The sequence below is a fragment of the Plantibacter flavus genome, from assembly GCF_002024505.1.
Taxonomy (GTDB): domain Bacteria; phylum Actinomycetota; class Actinomycetes; order Actinomycetales; family Microbacteriaceae; genus Plantibacter; species Plantibacter flavus_A.
Genome location: NZ_CP019402.1, coordinates 1 through 18,185, shown reverse-complemented (window position 1 = coordinate 18,185; position 18,185 = coordinate 1). Strand labels below are relative to the sequence as shown.

Sequence of the window (18,185 nt, the reverse complement as noted above, 5' to 3'; positions counted from 1 at the left end):
TTAGTGTTTGTCCTCCAAGCGAATTCAGGGGTGGTACGTGGCTGACGATCAACGCCTGCTCGCAGGCCGATACGTCGTCGGCGACCTCATCGGCCGCGGGGGCATGTCCAACGTCTTCCGCGGCGTGGACACCAAGCTCGGTCGCACCGTCGCCATCAAGGTCCTGAAGTCCACGCTCGCCACCGACCCCGCCTTCCGCTCCCGTTTCCGGCAAGAGGCGCAGGCCGCCTCGCGGATGGCGCACCCGACGATCGTCCGCGTCTACGACGCCGGCGAGGAGCGGGTGAAGGACGTTTCCGGTCAGGACCTCATCGAGCCGTTCATCGTCATGGAGTACGTCGAAGGGCGCATGCTCAAGGATCTCATCGCCGAGGGTCCCGTCGAGTCCGAGGAGGCGGTGCGCATCGCGCACAGCATCCTCACCGCTCTGGAGTACTCCCACCGCGCCGGCGTCGTGCACCGCGACATCAAGCCGGGCAACGTCATGATCACCACGGCCGGCGACGTCAAGGTCACCGACTTCGGCATCGCGCGCGCCGTCTCCGATTCGTCCACGACGGTCGCCCAGACGACCGCCATCCTCGGCACGGCCGCGTACTTCTCCCCCGAGCAGGCCAAGGGCGAGACGGTCGACGCGCGGACCGACCTCTACTCCACCGGCGTCGTCCTCTTCGAGATGCTGACGGGGAAGGCGCCCTTCCGCGGCGACACCGCCGTCGCAGTCGCGTACCAGCACGTGAGCGAGCGCCCGGTGAAGCCGAGCTCGATCAACCCGAAGGTGTCGCCGGCACTCGATCAGGTCGTCCTCCGAGCCCTCGCGAAGGATCGCTTCGAGCGGTACCAGAGCGCCGTCGAGTTCCGTGAGGACCTCGACGAAGCCGGAGCCGGCCATGTGCCGGTCCGACGCGACGACCACGACTCACTGTTCGGCCCGTCTCCGACGGCGGCGTCCAGCACCGAGCAGGCGATCCGTCAGCTCACCTCGGACGACACCGTGACGCGTACCCAGCGCCGGCCACCGGTCGTGTGGATCTGGGCCGCCATCGCTGGAATCGCCGTCGTCCTCTTCTCCCTCGTGTTCTGGGTGGTGCAGCTTCCGCCCGCGACGAGCATCTCCACGGACTCGAGAGAGGTCCCGGATCTCGTCGACGCCACGTGGGAGAGCGCGAACAGCACGATCGAGCAGCTTGAGCTCGTCCCGACCAAGTTCGACGAAGCAAGCAGCGACTACAAGGCGGGTCACGTCATCCGCACCGACCCGCCCGGCGGCACCACGGTGACCAAGAACACGCAGATCAAGGTCTACGTGTCGACCGGCCGTGCCCAGGTCGAGGTCCCCGACGTCGTCAACCAGTCCTCCGAGGCTGCGTGGGCCGCGGTCGCCGCTGCCGGTCTCGCGCAAGGTTCCGTGACCCGGGAGAACTCGCCGACCGTGCCGGCAGGTGTCGTACTGCGGATGGATCCCGGAGCGGGTACCTCCGTCGACCAGGGGTCCACGGTGAACCTCGTGGTCTCCAGCGGGAACGTCACGCTGACGGACGTCGTCGGGCAGCCGCTCCTCGACGCGACGAACTACCTGCAGGACTCGACGAGGCAGTTCACCGTGCAGCCGCAGGCCGACGCGACGTGCAAGGCCGTCGCCGGCGACCCGGTCACGGCGATGTCTCCCGCACCGGGCGACATCCCGCAGAAGTCCGTCATCACGCTCACCTACTGCACCGGTCCGTAGGCTGCGCCGGTTCCTGGGCCTGTCGAAGGACGGTCCCTGAGCAGGCTCACCGGTCCCTGAGCCTCTCGAAGGGCCTACCGGGTCATGAGCGGGCTGAGCCCTCGTGCCCGCTCATGCACACCGGTGAGCCCGGTCGTCTCGAGCCAGTTCGCCAGGAGCTGGTAGCCGCCCTCGGAGAGAACCGACTCCGGATGGAACTGCACGCCGTGGATCGGGGCGTCACGGTGGCGGAGCCCCATGATGACGCCGCCGGTCGTCCGGCTCGTCACGACGAGCTCCTCGGGCACGCTGCCGTCGACGACGGCGAGCGAGTGATACCTGGTGGCGTTGAACTGCGGCGGGATTCCCCGGTACAAGACACTGCCGTCGTGTTCGACGAGCGAGCTCTGCCCGTGCATCAGCTCGTCGGCAGTGTGCACGGTCGCTCCGAACGCCTCAGCGATCGCCTGGTGGCCGAGGCACACCCCGAGGAGTGGTGTCCCGGTGCGGTATGCCGCGTGCACGGTGTCCAGTGAGATTCCGGCGTCGGATGGCCGACCGGGTCCGGGCGAGACGATGACGCCGTCGAACCCGCGGATCCGCTGCTCGAGGTCGTCGAGCGCGATGCCGTCGTTCTGCACGACGACCGTCTCGGCACCCAGTTGTTCGACGTACCCGTTCAGCGTGTAGACGAAGCTGTCGTAGTTGTCGATGACCAGGACTCGGGTCATTCGTCGCCGACGGTCACATTCTGATCGACGATGAACGAGTCCACGTAGGGGAACACCCACGTGAAGAGGGCGGCCACGACCGCCACGAACAGGACGACGAGGATGATGATCCTCAGCCAGACGGGTCCGGGCAGGATCCTCCAGAGTGCGCCGTACATCGTCAGCCTCCAGCGGCCGCGACGGACGCGGCGATCTCGGCGGGCGGTCCGGCGGACAGCGGCTGCCAGGACTCGTACACCGCGTAAGCGATACTGCGTTCCGCCGTCGAGTAGAGCGGGTTGCAGGTGGTCAGGGTGAGGATGCGCTGCGTGGGTGCGACGCCGTCCACCTGTGGGACGGGATTGAGGACGTCCACCTGGGTGGGCAACACGTAGGTGATGTTCCGGAACACGTAGGTGTAGTAGCCGTCGGCCGTCTGGACGTAGACCTTGTCGCCGATCTGCAGGTCGCTGATCAGGGTCATCGCACCGCCGTAGGCCTTGCGGTGACCGGCGACGACGAAGTTGCCGACCTCTCCGGGCATCTGGGTGCTCGGGTAGTGACCGACGCCGAGGTCGAAGCTGTTGAGGACGGTCGCGGTGTCGACACCCTCGGCGACGACGCGGCGGTAGTCGGCGCCGTACCGCGGCACGTAGAGCACTGCGAACGGGTCGCCCGGCGCGGGGCGGGCGGTCACGGGCGGCTCACCGTAGTTCGGCGCGCCGGTCGCATCCACGGTCGGTTCGGGCGCGGGAGCGGTCTCGGCGTTCTTGATCCACTCCTGCGACTGGCTCGATGCGGCGTTGGCCTGACTGCCGGCCATGATCATGTCGTTCCACCAGAGCTGCCACGCGAGGAACAGCAGGACCACCATGCCCGCGGTGATGAGCAGCTCGCCGGCCACCCCGAAGACGCTGATGCGGTGCTTCGACGGCGCTCTGCGCTCAGCGGCGCGTGCGCTCGCTCGCGAAGGTAGGTCGTCGGTCACGCATGGATTCTACCGAGAAGAACTCGGGATCGGCTGATCCCCAAGGCACCGATTGGGGTGAACAGGTAGAATGTCGGCATGGCACGCACGAAGTCACGAAGCAAACCGTCCCGCGAACCCGAGCAGACGAGCGGCGAACCCGCACCGAACGCGGTCTGGTTCAAGCCGGTCATGTTCGGCTTCATGCTGCTCGGCCTCGCCTGGATCGTCGTCTACTACTTGAGCGGCACGCTGCTCCCGATCCAGTCGCTCGGCCCGTGGAACATCCTCGTCGGCTTCGGCATCGCCTTCATCGGCTTCCTCATGACCACCAGGTGGCGCTAGCCTCCCTCACTTCACGCGTGCACAGCGGGTCGTCCTCTCGGACGGCCCGCTGTTTCGTTGTGCGCGGGATCCGACGCATCGAGTTCTCCACAGGAATGTGGAGAACTTCCGAGTTATCCACACGCCGGTGTGGAGAACCGCAGGGAGTCCCGGAAACACGGGGAACCACACCGGTGTAATTATCCCCAGTGTTCATAACTCTGTGGATAACTCAGGCAACCTTCAACGTCTCCTGCATGGTTGCGGCTCGCCGCCGAGCGCGGCGATCGTCGACACACGGTCACCGTGCCATGGCGAATCACCGGCCCACACCCGGTCACCAAGCCGAACCCGTTCACTGAGCCGAACCCGTTCACTGAGCCGAACCCGGTCACTGAATCGAAATCGGTTACGGAGCCGAACCCGGTCACTGAGCCTGTCGAAGTGCGGTCCCGCTCAGAGGAGGGCGGGAAGGAGGCTGGCGCCCAGGAGGACGACACTCAAGGCGCCGATCAGGACTGCCTGGAGCGGCTGCTGCGTGCGCTTGCGGGTGTTGACGAGGATGAGGCCGACGAGGGCGCCGCCGACGAGCCCGCCCAGGTGGGCCTGCCAGGCGATGTTCACGCCGGGGATGAAACCGATGACGAGGTTGATGCCCAGGAGCACCAGCAGCCCGCGGGTGTCGGCACCCATGCGTCGTTGGATGACGAGGAACGCGCCGAGCAGACCGAAGATCGCGCCCGAGGCGCCGACCACGGCCGTCGTCGGGTCGGCGAGGAACAGGACACCGACCGAACCGGCGAACCCGGCGACCAGGTAGAGGGCGAGGAACCGCCAGTGCCCGAGCATGGTCTCGAGGATCCGGCCGAAGATCCAGAGCGTGTACATGTTCAGCAGGATGTGGAAGATGAAGCCCTGCGAGTGCACGAACACGGCGGTCAGCATCCGCCAGGGCTGGAAGGCACCGTACGACGGATCGGAGTACACGCCGGCGTAGAGGAGCGCGTTCGTGACACCGAGCCCGGGTATCCACTGCAGCAGGAACACGAACGCCGTCACGGCGATGATCGCGTACGTGACGATGGGGGAGGAGTTGCTGATCCTCGCGCCGAGACGGTTGCGAGGGGCGCTCTGTCGTTGCGCCTTCATGTCCTCCGGACAGATGAAACCGACTGCCCCGGGCGTCTGGCATTCTCCACAGATCGTCCGACCGCAACGCTGGCAGAGCACGAAGCTCTGTCGGTCGGGGTGGCGATAGCAGAAATTGGCCGACGGATCCCGGGGCAGGGTCACGGTCTGTCCTCCGAGCGGGGTCTAAGCCTCGGAGATGGTGACGCTCTCGAGGACGACGGGCTCGATCGGCTTGTCGCCGGCACCGGTCGGGACGGCCTGGATGGCGTCGACGACCGCGCGGGACTCGGCGTCGGCGACCTCACCGAAGATGGTGTGCTTGCCCTGGAGCCACTGGGTGGGAACGGTCGTGATGAAGAACTGCGAACCGTTCGTGCCCTCGACGGCGCCCGTGATGGCGTTGCGGCGCTTGCCGGCGTTCGCCATGGCGAGGATGTAGGGCTCGTCGAAGTTGAGCTCCGGGTGGATCTCGTCGTCGAAGTTGTAACCCGGACCACCGGTGCCGGTTCCGAGCGGGTCGCCGCCCTGGATCATGAACGCGGGGATGATGCGGTGGAAGATGAGATCGTTGTACAGCGCGTCGTTCCGGGTCTGCCCCGTCTTCGAGTCCGTCCACTCGCGCCCGCCGGTCGCCAGGTCGGTGAAGTTCTTGACCGTCTTGGGAGCGTGGTCCCCGAAGAGGTTGACCTTGATCTCACCGTGGTTGGTGTGCAACGTGGCGACTGCGGTGTGCTTTGACATACTCCCAATTCTTGCACAAGGGTTCGGGACTCTCGGATGGTATCCAGGGGTCTAAGTGGCAAGATGGAGGTTACGTTGTTGCCGCGATCATTGGAGATGACCACATGAGCCTGTCACGCAAGCGCCGGAAAGAGCTCAAGAAGCTCAAGGGTTCCGCTGCCGACCTCTGGGACTCCCAGCAGGATGTCCTGAACCACGCCAACGAAGTCGCTCGTGAGGTGAGCCGTCAGCTCGGGAACTTCTCGAAGGAGCAGGTGGTCCCCGTCGTCCGCGACACCTATGAGCACCGCGTCGTCCCGACGGTCGACCGGGGGATCAAGGTCTCCCGCAACGCCGTCGACGGCGTGAAGAAGGGCATCTCGGATGGCGTCGTCCCCGCAGTCGGTGGCGTCGTCGGCACGGTGCTGAGCATCGGCGACATCGCCAAGGACACCCGCGTGCAGGCAGCCCTCCGCCGCCTTCACGTCCCCGAGCAGGTGCTGCCCGCCAAGAAGGGCGCGAGCGCCGGTACCGTCATCGCGATCGGCCTCGGCGTCCTCGCCGCTGCCGGTGTCGCCTACGCCGTCTGGCAGACGTTCCGCGCAGACGACGAGCTGTGGGTCTCCGACGAGGAGCCTGCCGCTTCCTGATCCCGCATCGCACGACGCAGCCCCTCGCCGGTTCCGACCGGGGAGGGGCTTCGTGTTGTGACGGCTGTGCTCAGATGAGGCCGGCGAAGCGTCGTCCGACGTCGACCAGGCTGACACGGTCGAGTGAGCCGACCTCCTCGAGCGGGTACCACGCGGCATAATCAGTGCTGCCGTCGGCCTCGTAGGTCAGCGTGCCGCCGACGAGGTGCGCCCGGTACACGATGCGCAGCGTGTGGAGCGGCCCGGAGGCAGCCGTGCTGAGCCGGCGCTCGACCGGCACGACCTGCGAGTCGACGCCGATCAGCTCGTCGAGCTCGGCGTGGTAGCCGGTCTCCTCGAACACTTCGCGGACCGCCGCGTCGGCCGGGTCCTCACCGGGGTCGATCCCGCCGCCGGGGAGCGTCCATCCGCTGTGTCCGCTCTCGTTCCAATGGGAGAGCAGCATGCCCCGTTCGTCGACGATGACGGCATATGCAGCGACGCGGATATCCATGCCGCCAGCCTAACCGCCGGGCCCCGCGACAACGGAGAACGCCCCCGGCGTCTGCCGAGGGCGTTTCTGGACTGTGGAGCCTGGGAGAATCGAACTCCCGACATCCTGCTTGCAAAGCAGGCGCTCTACCAACTGAGCTAAGGCCCCGGATGGAACAGATCCGGGGATCCGATCCAATCGGTGTGTTACTGGTCGTGCAGGGTGGGGCTACCAGGACTTGAACCTGGGACCTCTTCGTTATCAGCGAAGCGCTCTAACCGCCTGAGCTATAGCCCCGTTTTGAACCTTGTTGAGACTACCCGATTCCCGCCGCAACTCATAATCGGGCGGCGCCGCACGGCGCGGCGCCGACCCGACCGAGCGTCAGTTGTTGGTGAACCCGACGAGCAGGCCACCCGTGATCTTCACGCTGAGGTTGTAGAGCCCCGCGAGGAGGGCTCCCATCAGCGTGATGACGATGAGGTTGAGCAGCGCCACGATGCCCGCGAAGGCCATGACCTGCGGCAGGTTGACGTACTGCAGGATGTTGTTCCCCGGGCCCGCGATGTCGGTGAACAGGCCACCGACCTTCGTGAAGACACCGGTGGTGTTCAGCACGGTGTAGACGAGGAAGAAGAACACCACGATGACCACGGCGACCGCGATCGCCGCCAGGAACGACAGCTTCACCGCCGACCAGAAGTCGATGTACACCAGCTTCAGGCGCACCTGCTTGGTGCTGGTGCGTTTGGTCGACTTCTTGGCCAACTTCTCTGCGACGCTACTGCTCATCTACTTCTTCCTTCATCGCCGGAGTCTCGTCCGGCACGGATGCCTCGGGTTCTGCACCCTCCGAGGCGGCTGCGTCTGCAACCGTCTCCGGAACATCCTGGGTCTCAAGGTTTCGGTCACTGTTCTTGGCCAGCGCGATGATTCGGTCGCTCTCCGCGAAACGCGCGAAGACGACGCCCATCGTGTCGCGCCCCTTCGCTGGAACTTCGGCCACGGCAGACCTTACCACCTTGCCACTGGCAAGAACCACAAGGACCTCGTCGCTCTCGTCGACGATCAGGGCGCCCGCGAGGGTGCCTCGATCGTCGTTCAGCTTGGCCACCTTGATGCCCAGACCGCCGCGATTCTGGCCGCGGTACTGGTCGATGTTGGTGCGCTTCGCGTAGCCGCCCTCGGTCACGACGAAGACGAACGCCTCGCGTTCCTCACCCTCGACGGACGGCAGCACCGACGCCGAGAGCAGCTTGTCGTCGTCGCGGAAGTGCATGCCGATGACGCCGCTCGTCGCGCGTCCCATCGGCCGCAGGGTCTCGTCGCTCGCCGTGAAGCGGATCGACATGCCCTTGCGCGACACGAGCAGGACGTCGCTGTCGTTCTCCACGAGCAGCGCGGAGGTGAGCTCGTCGCCCTCGCGCAGGTTGATCGCGATGATGCCGCCCGAACGGTTGGTGTCGTACTCCGAGAGCGCCGTCTTCTTGACGAGGCCGTCGTGTGTCGCGAGGACCAGGTACGTCGCGGCCTCGTAGTCGCGGATGTCGAGGATCTCGGCGATCTCCTCATCCGGCTGCATGGCGAGCAGGTTGGCGACGTGCTGGCCCTTGGCGTCGCGGCCGGCCTCCTGCAGCTCGTAGGCCTTCGCGCGGTACACGCGGCCCTTCGTGGTGAAGAAGAGGAGCCAGTGGTGCGTCGTCGTCACGAAGAAGTGGTCGACCACGTCGTCCGCGCGCAGCTGGGCACCCTTGACGCCCTTGCCACCGCGGTGCTGCTGACGGTAGTTGTCGCTCCGCGTGCGCTTGATGTACCCGCCGCGGGTGACGGTGATGACCATCTCCTCTTCGGGGATCAGGTCTTCCATGTTCATGTCGCCGTCGAAACCGAACATGATCTCGGTGCGGCGGTCGTCGCCGTACTTGTCGACGATCGCGGTCAGTTCCTCGCTGACGATCTCGCGCTGGCGGACCGGCTTCGCGAGGATGTCCTTGAGGTCGGCGATCTGCGCTTCGATCTCGGCTGCCTCGTCGATGATCTTCTGACGCTCGAGGGCGGCGAGACGACGCAGCTGCATGTCGAGGATCGCGCTGGCCTGGAGCTCATCGATCTCGAGGAGGTCCATGAGGCCCGTGCGTGCCTCATCGGCGGACGGTGAACGGCGGATGAGCGCGATGACCTCGTCGAGGGCGTCGAGCGCCTTCAGGTAGCCGCGGAGGATGTGTGCGCGCTCCTCCTTCTTGCGGAGTCGGAACACGGTGCGGCGGACGATGACCTCGACCTGGTGCGTCACCCAGTTGGTGATGAACCCGTCGAGCGGCAGCGTCCGCGGGATGCCGTCGACGATCGCGAGCATGTTCGCGCCGAAGTTGTCCTGCAGCTGCGTGTGCTTGTAGAGGTTGTTGAGGACGACCTTCGCGACCGCATCGCGCTTCAGCACGATGACGAGCCGCTGGCCGGTGCGACCGGAGGTCTCGTCGCGGATGTCGGCGACGCCGCCGAGACGACCCTCCTTGACGAGGTCGGCGATCTTCAGCGCGAGGTTGTCGGGGTTCACCTGGTACGGGAGCTCGGTGACGACGAGGCAGGTCCGACCCTGGATCTCCTCGACGTTCACGACGGCCCGCATCGTGATGGAACCGCGACCCGTACGGTAGGCGTCCTGGATGCCCTTGACACCGAGGATCTGCGCGCCGGTCGGGAAGTCCGGCCCCTTGATGCGCTGCATGAGCGCCTCGAGGAGCTCTTCCCGGCTGGCCTCGGGGTTCGCCAGGTGCCAGAGGGCACCGTCGGCGACCTCGCGGAGGTTGTGCGGCGGGATGTTCGTCGCCATGCCGACCGCGATGCCGACGGACCCGTTGACGAGGAGGTTCGGGAAGCGCGCCGGCAGGACGACCGGCTCCTGGGACTCGCCGTCGTAGTTGGGCTGGAAGTCGACGGTCTCCTCGTCGATGTCGCGCACCATCTCCATGGCGAGCGGGGCCATCTTCGTCTCGGTGTATCGAGGGGCTGCCGCGCCGTCGTTGCCCGGTGAGCCGAAGTTGCCCTGGCCGAGCGCCAACGGGTACCGCATGCTCCACGGCTGGACGAGGCGCACGAGCGCGTCGTAGATGGCGGTGTCACCGTGCGGGTGGAACTGACCCATGACGTCGCCGACGACGCGCGCGCACTTGGAGAACGAGCGGTCGGGGCGGTAGCCGCCGTCGTACATCGCGTAGATCACGCGGCGGTGGACGGGCTTGAGGCCGTCGCGGACGTCGGGCAGGGCGCGGCCGACGATGACGCTCATCGCGTAGTCGAGGTAGCTGCGCTGCATCTCGAGCTGCAGGTCGACCTGGTCGATCCGTCCGTGCACGCCGTGGTCCTCGTCCGGGACCGTGATCTCGTCGTTGGTTTCGTCTGCCATGTTCTCTTACTTCTCCTGGTCCCTGAGCTTGTCGAAGGGCCTGTCTGGTGCGAGGTGGATCACTTCGACAAGCTCAGTGACCGGTGGATGAGGGTGGTTCGTGCCACTCAGATGTCGAGGAAGCGGACGTCTTTCGCGTTCTTCTGGATGAAGGTCCGGCGGGACTCCACGTCCTCGCCCATGAGCGTGGAGAAGATCTCATCGGCAGCCGCGGCGTCGTCGAGGGTGACCTGGAGGAGCGTCCGCGTCTGCGGGTCCATCGTGGTCTCCCACAGCTCCTTGTAGTTCATCTCGCCGAGACCCTTGTAGCGCTGGATCCCGTTCTCCTTCGGGATGCGCTTGCCCGAGGCGACACCGTCGGTGAGGAGGGCGTCGCGTTCGCGGTCGCTGTACACGTACTGGTGGTCGGCGTTCGACCACTTCAGGCGGTAGAGCGGCGGCTGCGCGAGGTACACGTATCCGAGGTCGACGAGCGGGCGCATGTAGCGGAACAGGAGGGTCAGCAGCAGCGTCGTGATGTGCTGGCCGTCGACGTCGGCGTCGGCCATGAGCACGATCTTGTGGTAGCGCACCTTGTCGGGGTTGAAGTCCTCACCGATGCCGGCACCGAAGGCCGTGATCATGGCCTGGACCTCGTTGTTCGCGAGGGCGCGGTCGAGGCGTGCCTTCTCGACGTTGAGGATCTTGCCACGGAGCGGGAGGATCGCCTGGGTCTCCGGGTTGCGACCCTGCACGGCGGAGCCGCCTGCGGAGTCACCCTCGACGATGAAGATCTCGGACAGCGACGGGTCCTTCGACTGGCAGTCCTTGAGCTTGCCGGGCATGCCGCCACCCTCGAGGAGGCCCTTGCGACGGGCCGTCTCGCGGGCCTTGCGGGCGGCGAGTCGAGCGGTCGCGGCCTGCAGCGCCTTCCGGATGATCTCCTTGGCCTGGTTGGGGTTGCGGTCGAACCAGTCGTTGAGCTGCTCGCTGACGACCTTCTGCACGAACGCCTTCGCCTCGGTGTTGCCGAGCTTGGTCTTCGTCTGTCCCTCGAACTGCGGCTCGGAGAGCTTGACGGAGATGACGGCCGTGAGGCCCTCACGGACGTCGTCGCCGGAGAGGTTGTCGTCCTTCTCCTTGAGGATGCCCTTCTCACGTGCGTAACGGTTCACGAGCGTGGTGAGCGCCGCGCGGAACCCTTCTTCGTGGGTGCCGCCCTCGTGCGTGTTGATCGTGTTCGCATAGGTGTGGACGCTCTCGTTGTACGCCGTCGTCCACTGCATCGCGACCTCGAGCGCGATCTTGCGCTCGGTGTTCTCCGACTCGAAGGAGATGATCTCGTCGTGGACGAGCTCGGCCCGCTTGGCCTTGTTCAGGTACTCGACGTAGTCCTCGAGACCGCGCTCGTAGAAGAAGACGTCCTTGCGCTGCGAGTGTGCCGCCGAGTTGTCGTCGACGTCGTCGGCCTCGATGGCGTCGCGCAACGGACGCTCGTCGGCGAGCTCGATGCGGAGGCCCTTGTTGAGGAAGGCCATCTGCTGGAAGCGGGTCCGGAGCGTCTCGTAGTCGAACTCCGTCGTCTCGAACGTCTCGGCGCTCGGCCAGAAGGTGATCGTGGTGCCCGTCTCGGAGGACGGCTCGTCCTCGTGGAGCGGGGCGTCGGGGACACCGTGCTGGAAGCTCTGGCGCCAGACCGACCCCTGACGACGGACCTCGACGGAGAGGCGCGTGGACAGCGCGTTGACGACGGACGAACCGACGCCGTGGAGCCCGCCGGAGACCGCGTACCCGCCGCCGCCGAACTTGCCGCCGGCGTGCAGGATGGTCAGGACGACCTCGACGGTCGACTTCTTCTCCACCGGGTGGATGTCGACCGGGATGCCTCGACCGTTGTCGATGACGCGGACGCCGCCGTCCTCCAGGATGGTCACGAGGATCGTGTCGCAGTAGCCGGCGAGGGCCTCGTCCACGGAGTTGTCGACGATCTCGTAGACCAGGTGGTGCAGACCACGTGGACCGGTGGACCCGATGTACATACCGGGCCGCTTCCGGACGGCTTCGAGACCTTCGAGAACCTGGATGGCACTTGCGCCGTAATCAGAGTCTTGGGCGTGCGTGTTGGGTTCTGATGTCATAGGAAAAGAGGGCTCCAAACCGTCGAGATTCGACCGTTCCATCCTACCAAACAGACCCCGTGAAGCCGCGAGAAAACGCCCGTTTGAGGCACTTTTCCATGCCCGGAGGCCGTATTTGCCTCCCTAGCCGTAAGTATCGCGTGGACCACGCCCTGGAATCGACCTGGGGCCTCTTTTCCAGGAGGGTGCTCCGGGGCCCTGGAAACGGATCGTGTCGACACCGGCGTCTGGATAGCGTTCGGCGATGCGGACGAGGATCTCGTGGCGCATGTGTCGCAACTGTGTCGCCCAGGCCGTCGACTGGCATTGGACGAGCAGGACGCCGTCCGCGATCGACACCGGTTCGGAGTACCTGGCGGTGTCCTCGCCGCACAACTCCGCCCAGTTCCCGAGAACCTCGTGTTGGGCGAGTGGCGAGTTCCACCCGAGTCCGGCGGTCAGTGAATCGATGACCGTCCCGAGGCCCTTGGGGTCGCGTCCGACACCGTACGGCACCGAGTCCTGCGGCCCCTCGGCCGAGCGTTCCCGGCGCTTGCGATCACGGGAGACCCGTTCGCCGCCGAAGATCTCCTTGAACCGGAGGTACACCGTGGCGGACAGTTCCCCCGCCGGGTCGGCGTCCCGTCCGAGTCGACGCGGTTCAGTCATGCGTCGACTCCGTGGTGAGCGCCTCGTTCACTGGGCCGGCCGCCCCGTCCGGACCGTCCACGATCCGTCCGGCTTCGATGCGCACGACGTGCGCGGTGAACCGTTCGGGGACGTCGTCGAACACGGCTGCGGTGATGATGACCTGGTCGTACTCCGCGACCGCGGCCGCGAGGCGTTCCCGGCGACGTGCATCGAGCTCGGCGAAGACGTCGTCGAGGATGAGCACCGGATCACCGAGGGACGAGTCGGCGCGGAGGAGCTCGGCTGAGGCGAGTTTGGCGGCGAGCGCGAACGACCACGATTCACCGTGGCTCGCGTACCCCTTGACCGGCAGCCCGTTGAGACCGAAGAACACGTCGTCGCGGTGTGGCCCGACGAGCGTCAGACCCCGCTCGAGCTCGGCCGACCGACGCTGCGCGAGCGCCGCACGGAACCGTTCCGCGATGCGCGCAAGATCGACAGGGGCGCCCGGCTCCACGCCTTCCGTGGGATCGGCGGCCGCCGACTCGTCCTCGGCATCGGTGCCGGCGATACTGAGCACGGGCAGGAGGACCGGTCGGTGATCGTCGCCGGCCACGGCCTCGTACGCGGCACGCAGTGGCCCACCGAGCATGGCCAGGAGTTGCAGACGTTCGGCGATGATCTCCGTGCCGTACTGCACGAGCCGGTCGTCCCAGAGGTCGAGCGTCGCCAGGGGCCCGGACTTCAGCCCGCGCGCCCTCGCCGACTTGAGGAGGGAGTTCCGCTGCTTCAGGGAGCGGTCGTAGTCGGCCATCACGCCGGCCAGGCGAGGGATCCGCTGCACGAGGAGCTGGTCGATGAACCGCCGGCGCGCAGACGGGTCGCCTCGGACGATCAGGAGGTCCTCCGGGGCGAACAGCACGGTGGACACGTACCGCGGCAGTTCGCGCGGCTTGATCTGGGACCGGTTCACCTGGGCGCGGTTGGCCGAACCCCGGTTGAGCTGCACCTCGGCGAGCAGCTCACGACCTTCGTGCACGATGCGTGCCCTGATGATCGCCGCGTCGGCACCGTGTCGGATGAGCGCCTGTTCAGAGGAGACCCGATGGGACCCGAGGCTGCTGAGGTATCCGATCGCCTCGACGAGGTTGGTCTTGCCCTGGCCGTTGCGACCCACGAACAGATTGGGTCCGGGTTCGAGCGCCACGTCGACCACCGCGTAGTTGCGGTAGTCGGTGAGATTCAAGTGCCGCACGATCACCACGTCACCCTACCGCCTCGCCCTGACGCCGAACGGGTCGGGGCGCCGTCGGACGTCCGAGCGCGGCCGTCACGACGACGCAGGGTGAACGAAATCGACCCTCCAGCGAAGCGGAATGCTCCGGGAGGGTCGATTTCGTTCGTCAGGAGACGTCGTGTCGTCAGTCGTCGGCCTTCTTGACCGCGTGTCCGCCGAACTGGTTGCGGAGTGCGGCGACCGCCTTCATGGCCGGCGAGTCCTCCTGGCGCGACACGAAGCGGGCGAAGATCGATGCCGAGATGGTCGGGACGGGCACCGCGTTCGCGATGGCCTCCTCGATCGTCCAGCGGCCCTCACCCGAGTCCTCGACGTAGCCCTCGATCTGCTCGAAGTCCGGGTCCTCCTCGAGGGCGCGGACGAGGAGCTCGAGCAGCCAGGACCGGACGACGGTGCCGCGCTGCCAGGCCTTGAACGTGCCGGGGACGTCCTTGATGATGTCCTCGCGCTTGTCGAGGAGCTCGAAGCCCTCGGCGTACGCCTGCATGAGCGCGTACTCGATGCCGTTGTGCACCATCTTCGCGTAGTGGCCGGCGCCGACCTCTCCGACGTGGACGAAGCCCTCATCGCGCGGGCCCTCGGGGCGCAGGGCGTCGAAGACGGGCATGACCCGCTCCACCTGCTCCTTGGAACCGCCGACCATGAGGCCGTAGCCGTTGTCGACACCCCAGACACCGCCGGAGACGCCGGCATCGATGTAGTCGATGCCCTTCGCCGACAGCAGTTCAGCGTGCTTGAAGTCGTCCGTGAAGCGGCTGTTGCCGCCGTCGATGATCAGGTCGCCGGCCTCGAGCAGGCCGTTCAGCTCCTCGACGACCGAGTCGGTGATGGCCCCGGCGGGGACCATGACCCAGACCGTGCGAGGTGCCGGGAGCGCAGCGACGAGGTCGCTGATCGTCGCGACGTCGGTGACATCGGGGTTCCGGTCGAAACCGGTGACCTCGATGCCGTTCGCACGCAGACGCGTGCGCATGTTGTTGCCCATCTTGCCGAGACCGACGAGACCGATGTGCATGGAGGATCCTTTGCGTGTCAGCGCAGCAGCAGGTTCGGCTGCAGCAGGTACTTGTAACTGTCGGCACCCGGCTGATCCTTGGAGGATTGGCTCGTGATGAGCATGGGTCCCGGCTTGTTCGTGTTCTCCGTCTTCGTGAACGAGAACCGCACGTACTCGCTCCGGACCGCGGTCAGACCGTCGATCAGGAACTGCGGCTTGAGGGAGAGCACGATGTCGTCGCCGGTGAGGAGGGCGTCGATGCCCTCGGATGCCTGCGCCTGCTCGGATCCGACGGCCTCGAGCGTGAGGCCGTCGATGGTGAAGGTGAAGCGGAGGGCCGCTTCGCGCTCGAGGACGAGCGACATACGCCTGGTCGCCTCGATGAGTTCCGCGGTGTTGATGATCGCGTAGTTGTCGGTCGTCTCGGGGAAGAGCCGCTTGACCGGCGGGAAGTTGCCCTTGATGAGCAGCGAGGTGACCGTCTTGCGGTCGGCCCGGAACGCGATGAGCTCGCGGTCGTCGCGATTCGTGATCGCGACGTTGATGTTGCCGCTGTGGCCGAAGGTCTTGCCGACCTCCTGGAGGGTGCGGGCCGGCACCAGGGCCGTGATCGTCTCGCTGGAACCGTCTCCCTGGCCCGAGTCCCAGTCGATCTCGCGGACCGCGACGCGGTAGCGGTCGGTCGCGACGAGGCTGAGGCTCGTCTTGGAGACCTCGAGCTGCACGCCGGTGATGACCGGGGTCACGTCGTCGCGGCTTGCGGCGACAGCGACCTGACTCACTGCGGTGGCGAACTCATCGGCGGGCACGAGGCCGAAGTCGGCGTCGACCTGCGGGATCGTCGGGTACTCCTCGACGGGCATCGATCCGAGCGTGAACCGGGCAGAACCACAGGTGACCTCGATGCGGTTCTCGACCTTGCTGAACCGGACAGGCGCGTTCGGGAGGCGGCTGGCGATCTCCGAGAGCAACCGGCCGTTGACGAGTGCCGTGCCGGCCTCCTCGACCTCGGCCGCGATGCCGGTCTGGCTGGAGACCTCGTAGTCGAAGGAGGACAGGATGAGACCGTCGTCACCGGCTTCGATGAGGATGCCGTTCAGGATCGGCAGCGTCGGGCGCTGCGGGAGCAGCTTCACTGCGAACGAGACGGCTTCGCTGAATACATCCCGGTTGACGCTGAATCGCACGACAAGTCCCCTGTCTCTGGCTCTCGATGACGTCACCAATGCTAGTGGGTCTGCTTCCGGGGTCGAGTGGGACGAGGTGCTGTGGAGAAGCGAGCCTGGGGAAAGGTTGTTTGGCGGAGAGATCATTGAATTAACGGTTAACAGTCTTAACCGGTGTGGAAACTGTGGATAAGTCCGCCGAACCCGCTCGAACACAGGGAACTACATGTGTGTAACTTGGTGGTGGCCTGTGGAGAGAACGACACGAGGGTGTGGGACGCGAAGGTCGGTGAATGATGTTCACTCACAAGCCCGCCCGGAGCTTCCACATCTCTCCACAGGTTATCCACAGGGCTACGAAGGCGGAATGTGGAGAGATCGGTCGCACATCCTGTCGTCGAATGAGCGCTCGTCGTCGCCTGATGAACGAAATCGGCCCCTCGAGCACACCGAGTGCGCCGAGAGGCCGGGAACGTTCACCAGGACGCGTCAGGCGCCGTAGCGGAGGTTCTGCTTGATGCGGCTTGTGAGCTCGGTCACCTGGTTGTAGATCGAGCGCTTCTCCTGCATGAGGTCGGTGATCTTCCGGTTGGCGTACATGACCGTCGTGTGGTCCCGGTTGCCGAACAGCTGACCGATCTTCGGGAGTGAGAGGTTCGTGAGCTCGCGACAGAGGTACATCGCGATCTGACGTGCCGTCGCCACGGCCTGCGACCGGCTCGAGCCGTACAGGTCGTCGACAGAGAGCTTGAAGTAGTCGGCCGTCGTGTTGATGATGTCGATCGGCGAGATGACGTTGTCGTCGTCGAGGCTGATGACGTCCTTCAGCACCGTCTGGGCCAAGGTCATGTCGACAGCGGTCCGGTTCAGGCTCGCGAACGCGACGACCCGGATGAGCGTGCCCTCCAGCTCACGGATGTTGCTCGACACCTTGGTGGCGATGAACTCCAGGACCTCGTCCGGGATGTGCAGCTTCTCGTTCTGCGCCTTCTTGCGCAGGATCGCGATGCGCGTCTCGAGGTCGGGAGCCTGGACGTCGGTGATGAGTCCCCACTCGAAGCGGGAACGCATCCGCTCTTCGAAGCCGGTGAGGGCCTTCGGCGGCAGGTCGCTGGTGATGACCACCTGCTTGTTGTGATCGTGCAGGGTGTTGAAGGTGTGGAAGAAGGCCTCCTGCGTCTCCGCCTTGCCCTGGAGGAACTGGATGTCGTCGATCAGCAGGATGTCGATGTCGCGGTACCGCGACTGGAAGAACGAGCCGCGGTTGTTGGCGATCGAGTTGATGAAGTCGTTCGTGAACTCCTCGCTGGACACGTACCGGACGCGGATCCCCGCGTAGAGGTTCATCGCGTAGTGGCCGATGGCGTGGAGGAGGTGGGTCTTGCCGAGCCCGGAGTCGCCGTATACGAACAGCGGGTTGTAGGCCTTGGCCGGCGCTTCGGCCACGGCGACCGCGGCCGCGTGCGCGAACCGGTTGGACTGACCGATGACGAAGTTGTCGAAGCTGTACTTCGGGTTGAGTCGGGTGTCGTTCTCGCGAGCCGGAAGCGTGGGCGTCGGGGTCAGCTGCGGCTGCGGTGACTCGAGCGGTGCCGGGTCGATGTGCTGGAAGCCGGTCTGCTCGTACCGTTCCTCGACGATGTCGGGGTTGACGACGATCGCGTAATTGCCGACGGGACCGCCGTCGACGATGGAAGCGAGTGCAGCGAGGATCGGTGCCCGCATGCGCTGGTTGAGCATGCCCATCGTGAACTCGTTGGGCACCTCCAGGTAGAAGGTGCCGCCCATGATGCCCTTGGGGACGATGAGGTTGAGGAACCCGCGGAGCGGCGGGGTGATGCGGTCGTCGACGGAGAGGATCTCGAGCACCGATTGCCAGGTCTCAGCGATCGCATCGTCGGCGTCCGACAT

17 protein-coding genes and 2 tRNA genes are annotated in these 18,185 nt (G+C 65.9%); 3 read left to right on the top strand and 16 right to left on the bottom strand.

Translation table 11 applies throughout. The features are described from left to right. Positions 1-37 precede the first annotated feature (37 nt). Positions 38-1,729 (top strand): Stk1 family PASTA domain-containing Ser/Thr kinase, encoded by a 1,692-nt coding sequence (gene pknB / locus BWO91_RS00090; RefSeq protein ID WP_079000368.1) that lies wholly within the window; start codon positions 38-40, stop codon positions 1,727-1,729. A 74-nt stretch (positions 1,730-1,803) separates the two neighbouring features. Here pknB and BWO91_RS00085 read toward each other — a convergent pair whose 3' ends face one another. Genes BWO91_RS00085 through BWO91_RS00080 form a run of 3 tightly spaced genes read right to left on the bottom strand, consistent with a single transcriptional unit; the run spans position 1,804 to position 3,406 of the window. Beyond that, positions 1,804-2,439 carry an anthranilate synthase component II gene (locus tag BWO91_RS00085; protein WP_079000366.1) on the bottom strand — a complete coding sequence of 212 codons (636 nt, stop codon included), beginning with the start codon at positions 2,437-2,439 and terminating at the stop codon, positions 1,804-1,806. After that, entirely contained in the window at positions 2,436-2,597 is a 162-nt protein-coding gene (locus BWO91_RS19855) for a hypothetical protein (RefSeq protein WP_167620404.1), read from the bottom strand. Before BWO91_RS19855 ends, BWO91_RS00085 begins: the two co-directional genes overlap by 4 nt. A gap of 2 nt (positions 2,598-2,599) precedes the next feature. Then, entirely contained in the window at positions 2,600-3,406 is an 807-nt protein-coding gene (locus BWO91_RS00080; RefSeq protein ID WP_139382341.1) for a class E sortase, read from the bottom strand. A 78-nt stretch (positions 3,407-3,484) separates the two neighbouring features. Between BWO91_RS00080 and BWO91_RS00075 the strand changes: the two genes are divergently transcribed. Continuing rightward, positions 3,485-3,730, top strand: a complete 246-nt coding sequence (locus BWO91_RS00075) for a cell division protein CrgA (protein WP_064294026.1) — start codon at positions 3,485-3,487, stop codon at positions 3,728-3,730. Between the two features lie 435 nt (positions 3,731-4,165). On the opposite strand, the gene BWO91_RS00070 is transcribed toward BWO91_RS00075, so the two are convergent. Both BWO91_RS00070 and BWO91_RS00065 read right to left on the bottom strand, forming a co-directional pair. Further along, the gene (locus BWO91_RS00070) at positions 4,166-4,858 is read right to left on the bottom strand and encodes a rhomboid family intramembrane serine protease (protein ID WP_240555610.1); all 693 of its coding nucleotides are present in this window, start codon (positions 4,856-4,858) and stop codon (positions 4,166-4,168) included. A 165-nt stretch (positions 4,859-5,023) separates the two neighbouring features. After that, positions 5,024-5,581 (bottom strand): peptidylprolyl isomerase, encoded by a 558-nt coding sequence (locus BWO91_RS00065; RefSeq protein ID WP_079000362.1) that lies wholly within the window; start codon positions 5,579-5,581, stop codon positions 5,024-5,026. A gap of 104 nt (positions 5,582-5,685) precedes the next feature. On the opposite strand from BWO91_RS00065, the gene BWO91_RS00060 reads away from it, so the two are divergent. Further along, a complete protein-coding gene (locus tag BWO91_RS00060; protein ID WP_064294029.1) occupies positions 5,686-6,210 on the top strand; it encodes a hypothetical protein in 525 nt (174 codons plus the stop codon). A gap of 70 nt (positions 6,211-6,280) precedes the next feature. Here the strand turns inward: BWO91_RS00060 and BWO91_RS00055 are convergent, their stop codons facing one another. The 11 genes from BWO91_RS00055 to dnaA form a co-directional block, all read right to left on the bottom strand. Then, a complete protein-coding gene (locus BWO91_RS00055; protein WP_079000360.1) occupies positions 6,281-6,703 on the bottom strand; it encodes an NUDIX hydrolase in 423 nt (140 codons plus the stop codon). 74 nt (positions 6,704-6,777) lie between these two features. Next, positions 6,778-6,850 (bottom strand) — tRNA-Ala (locus BWO91_RS00050). A gap of 55 nt (positions 6,851-6,905) precedes the next feature. After that, positions 6,906-6,979, bottom strand: a tRNA-Ile gene (locus BWO91_RS00045). A gap of 87 nt (positions 6,980-7,066) precedes the next feature. Next, the gene (locus BWO91_RS00040; protein WP_056010202.1) at positions 7,067-7,474 is read right to left on the bottom strand and encodes a DUF3566 domain-containing protein; all 408 of its coding nucleotides are present in this window, start codon (positions 7,472-7,474) and stop codon (positions 7,067-7,069) included. Further along, positions 7,464-10,088, bottom strand: coding sequence for a DNA gyrase subunit A (gene gyrA, locus BWO91_RS00035; RefSeq protein WP_079000358.1), 2,625 nt, complete (start codon positions 10,086-10,088; stop codon positions 7,464-7,466). The genes BWO91_RS00040 and gyrA overlap by 11 nt, the downstream gene beginning before the upstream one ends. 107 nt (positions 10,089-10,195) lie before the next feature. After that, positions 10,196-12,205: a DNA topoisomerase (ATP-hydrolyzing) subunit B gene (gene gyrB, locus BWO91_RS00030; RefSeq protein ID WP_064294034.1), complete on the bottom strand. Its 2,010-nt coding sequence runs from the start codon at positions 12,203-12,205 to the stop codon at positions 10,196-10,198. Positions 12,206-12,328: 123 nt separating this feature from the next. Next, complete coding sequence (locus BWO91_RS00025) at positions 12,329-12,853, bottom strand: DUF721 domain-containing protein (protein ID WP_064294035.1); 525 nt, start codon at positions 12,851-12,853, stop codon at positions 12,329-12,331. Then, positions 12,846-14,075 (bottom strand): DNA replication/repair protein RecF, encoded by a 1,230-nt coding sequence (gene recF, locus BWO91_RS00020; protein WP_079003766.1) that lies wholly within the window; start codon positions 14,073-14,075, stop codon positions 12,846-12,848. Before recF ends, BWO91_RS00025 begins: the two co-directional genes overlap by 8 nt. A gap of 160 nt (positions 14,076-14,235) precedes the next feature. Continuing rightward, the gene (gnd, locus tag BWO91_RS00015) at positions 14,236-15,126 is read right to left on the bottom strand and encodes a phosphogluconate dehydrogenase (NAD(+)-dependent, decarboxylating) (RefSeq protein ID WP_064294036.1); all 891 of its coding nucleotides are present in this window, start codon (positions 15,124-15,126) and stop codon (positions 14,236-14,238) included. Between the two features lie 17 nt (positions 15,127-15,143). Continuing rightward, positions 15,144-16,295, bottom strand: coding sequence for a DNA polymerase III subunit beta (gene dnaN / locus BWO91_RS00010; protein ID WP_064294037.1), 1,152 nt, complete (start codon positions 16,293-16,295; stop codon positions 15,144-15,146). A 468-nt stretch (positions 16,296-16,763) separates the two neighbouring features. Next, positions 16,764-18,185, bottom strand: a complete 1,422-nt coding sequence (dnaA, locus tag BWO91_RS00005) for a chromosomal replication initiator protein DnaA (RefSeq protein ID WP_064294038.1) — start codon at positions 18,183-18,185, stop codon at positions 16,764-16,766.

What these genes read in the sequence shown, in the direction of transcription:
- BWO91_RS00065 (WP_079000362.1), bottom strand. Translation starts at nt 5,581, where the DNA reads ATGTCAAAGCACACCGCAGTCGCCACGTTGCACACCAACCACGGTGAG.
- BWO91_RS19855 (WP_167620404.1), bottom strand. Translation starts at nt 2,597, where the DNA reads ATGTACGGCGCACTCTGGAGGATCCTGCCCGGACCCGTCTGGCTGAGG.
- BWO91_RS00060 (WP_064294029.1), top strand. Translation starts at nt 5,686, where the DNA reads ATGAGCCTGTCACGCAAGCGCCGGAAAGAGCTCAAGAAGCTCAAGGGT.
- BWO91_RS00025 (WP_064294035.1), bottom strand. Translation starts at nt 12,853, where the DNA reads ATGACTGAACCGCGTCGACTCGGACGGGACGCCGACCCGGCGGGGGAA.
- BWO91_RS00070 (WP_240555610.1), bottom strand. Translation starts at nt 4,858, where the DNA reads ATGAAGGCGCAACGACAGAGCGCCCCTCGCAACCGTCTCGGCGCGAGG.
- BWO91_RS00075 (WP_064294026.1), top strand. Translation starts at nt 3,485, where the DNA reads ATGGCACGCACGAAGTCACGAAGCAAACCGTCCCGCGAACCCGAGCAG.
- gyrA (WP_079000358.1), bottom strand. Translation starts at nt 10,088, where the DNA reads ATGGCAGACGAAACCAACGACGAGATCACGGTCCCGGACGAGGACCAC.
- dnaA (WP_064294038.1), bottom strand. Translation starts at nt 18,185, where the DNA reads ATGTCGGACGCCGACGATGCGATCGCTGAGACCTGGCAATCGGTGCTC.
- BWO91_RS00055 (WP_079000360.1), bottom strand. Translation starts at nt 6,703, where the DNA reads ATGGATATCCGCGTCGCTGCATATGCCGTCATCGTCGACGAACGGGGC.
- BWO91_RS00040 (WP_056010202.1), bottom strand. Translation starts at nt 7,474, where the DNA reads ATGAGCAGTAGCGTCGCAGAGAAGTTGGCCAAGAAGTCGACCAAACGC.
- BWO91_RS00085 (WP_079000366.1), bottom strand. Translation starts at nt 2,439, where the DNA reads ATGACCCGAGTCCTGGTCATCGACAACTACGACAGCTTCGTCTACACG.
- gnd (WP_064294036.1), bottom strand. Translation starts at nt 15,126, where the DNA reads ATGCACATCGGTCTCGTCGGTCTCGGCAAGATGGGCAACAACATGCGC.
- gyrB (WP_064294034.1), bottom strand. Translation starts at nt 12,205, where the DNA reads ATGACATCAGAACCCAACACGCACGCCCAAGACTCTGATTACGGCGCA.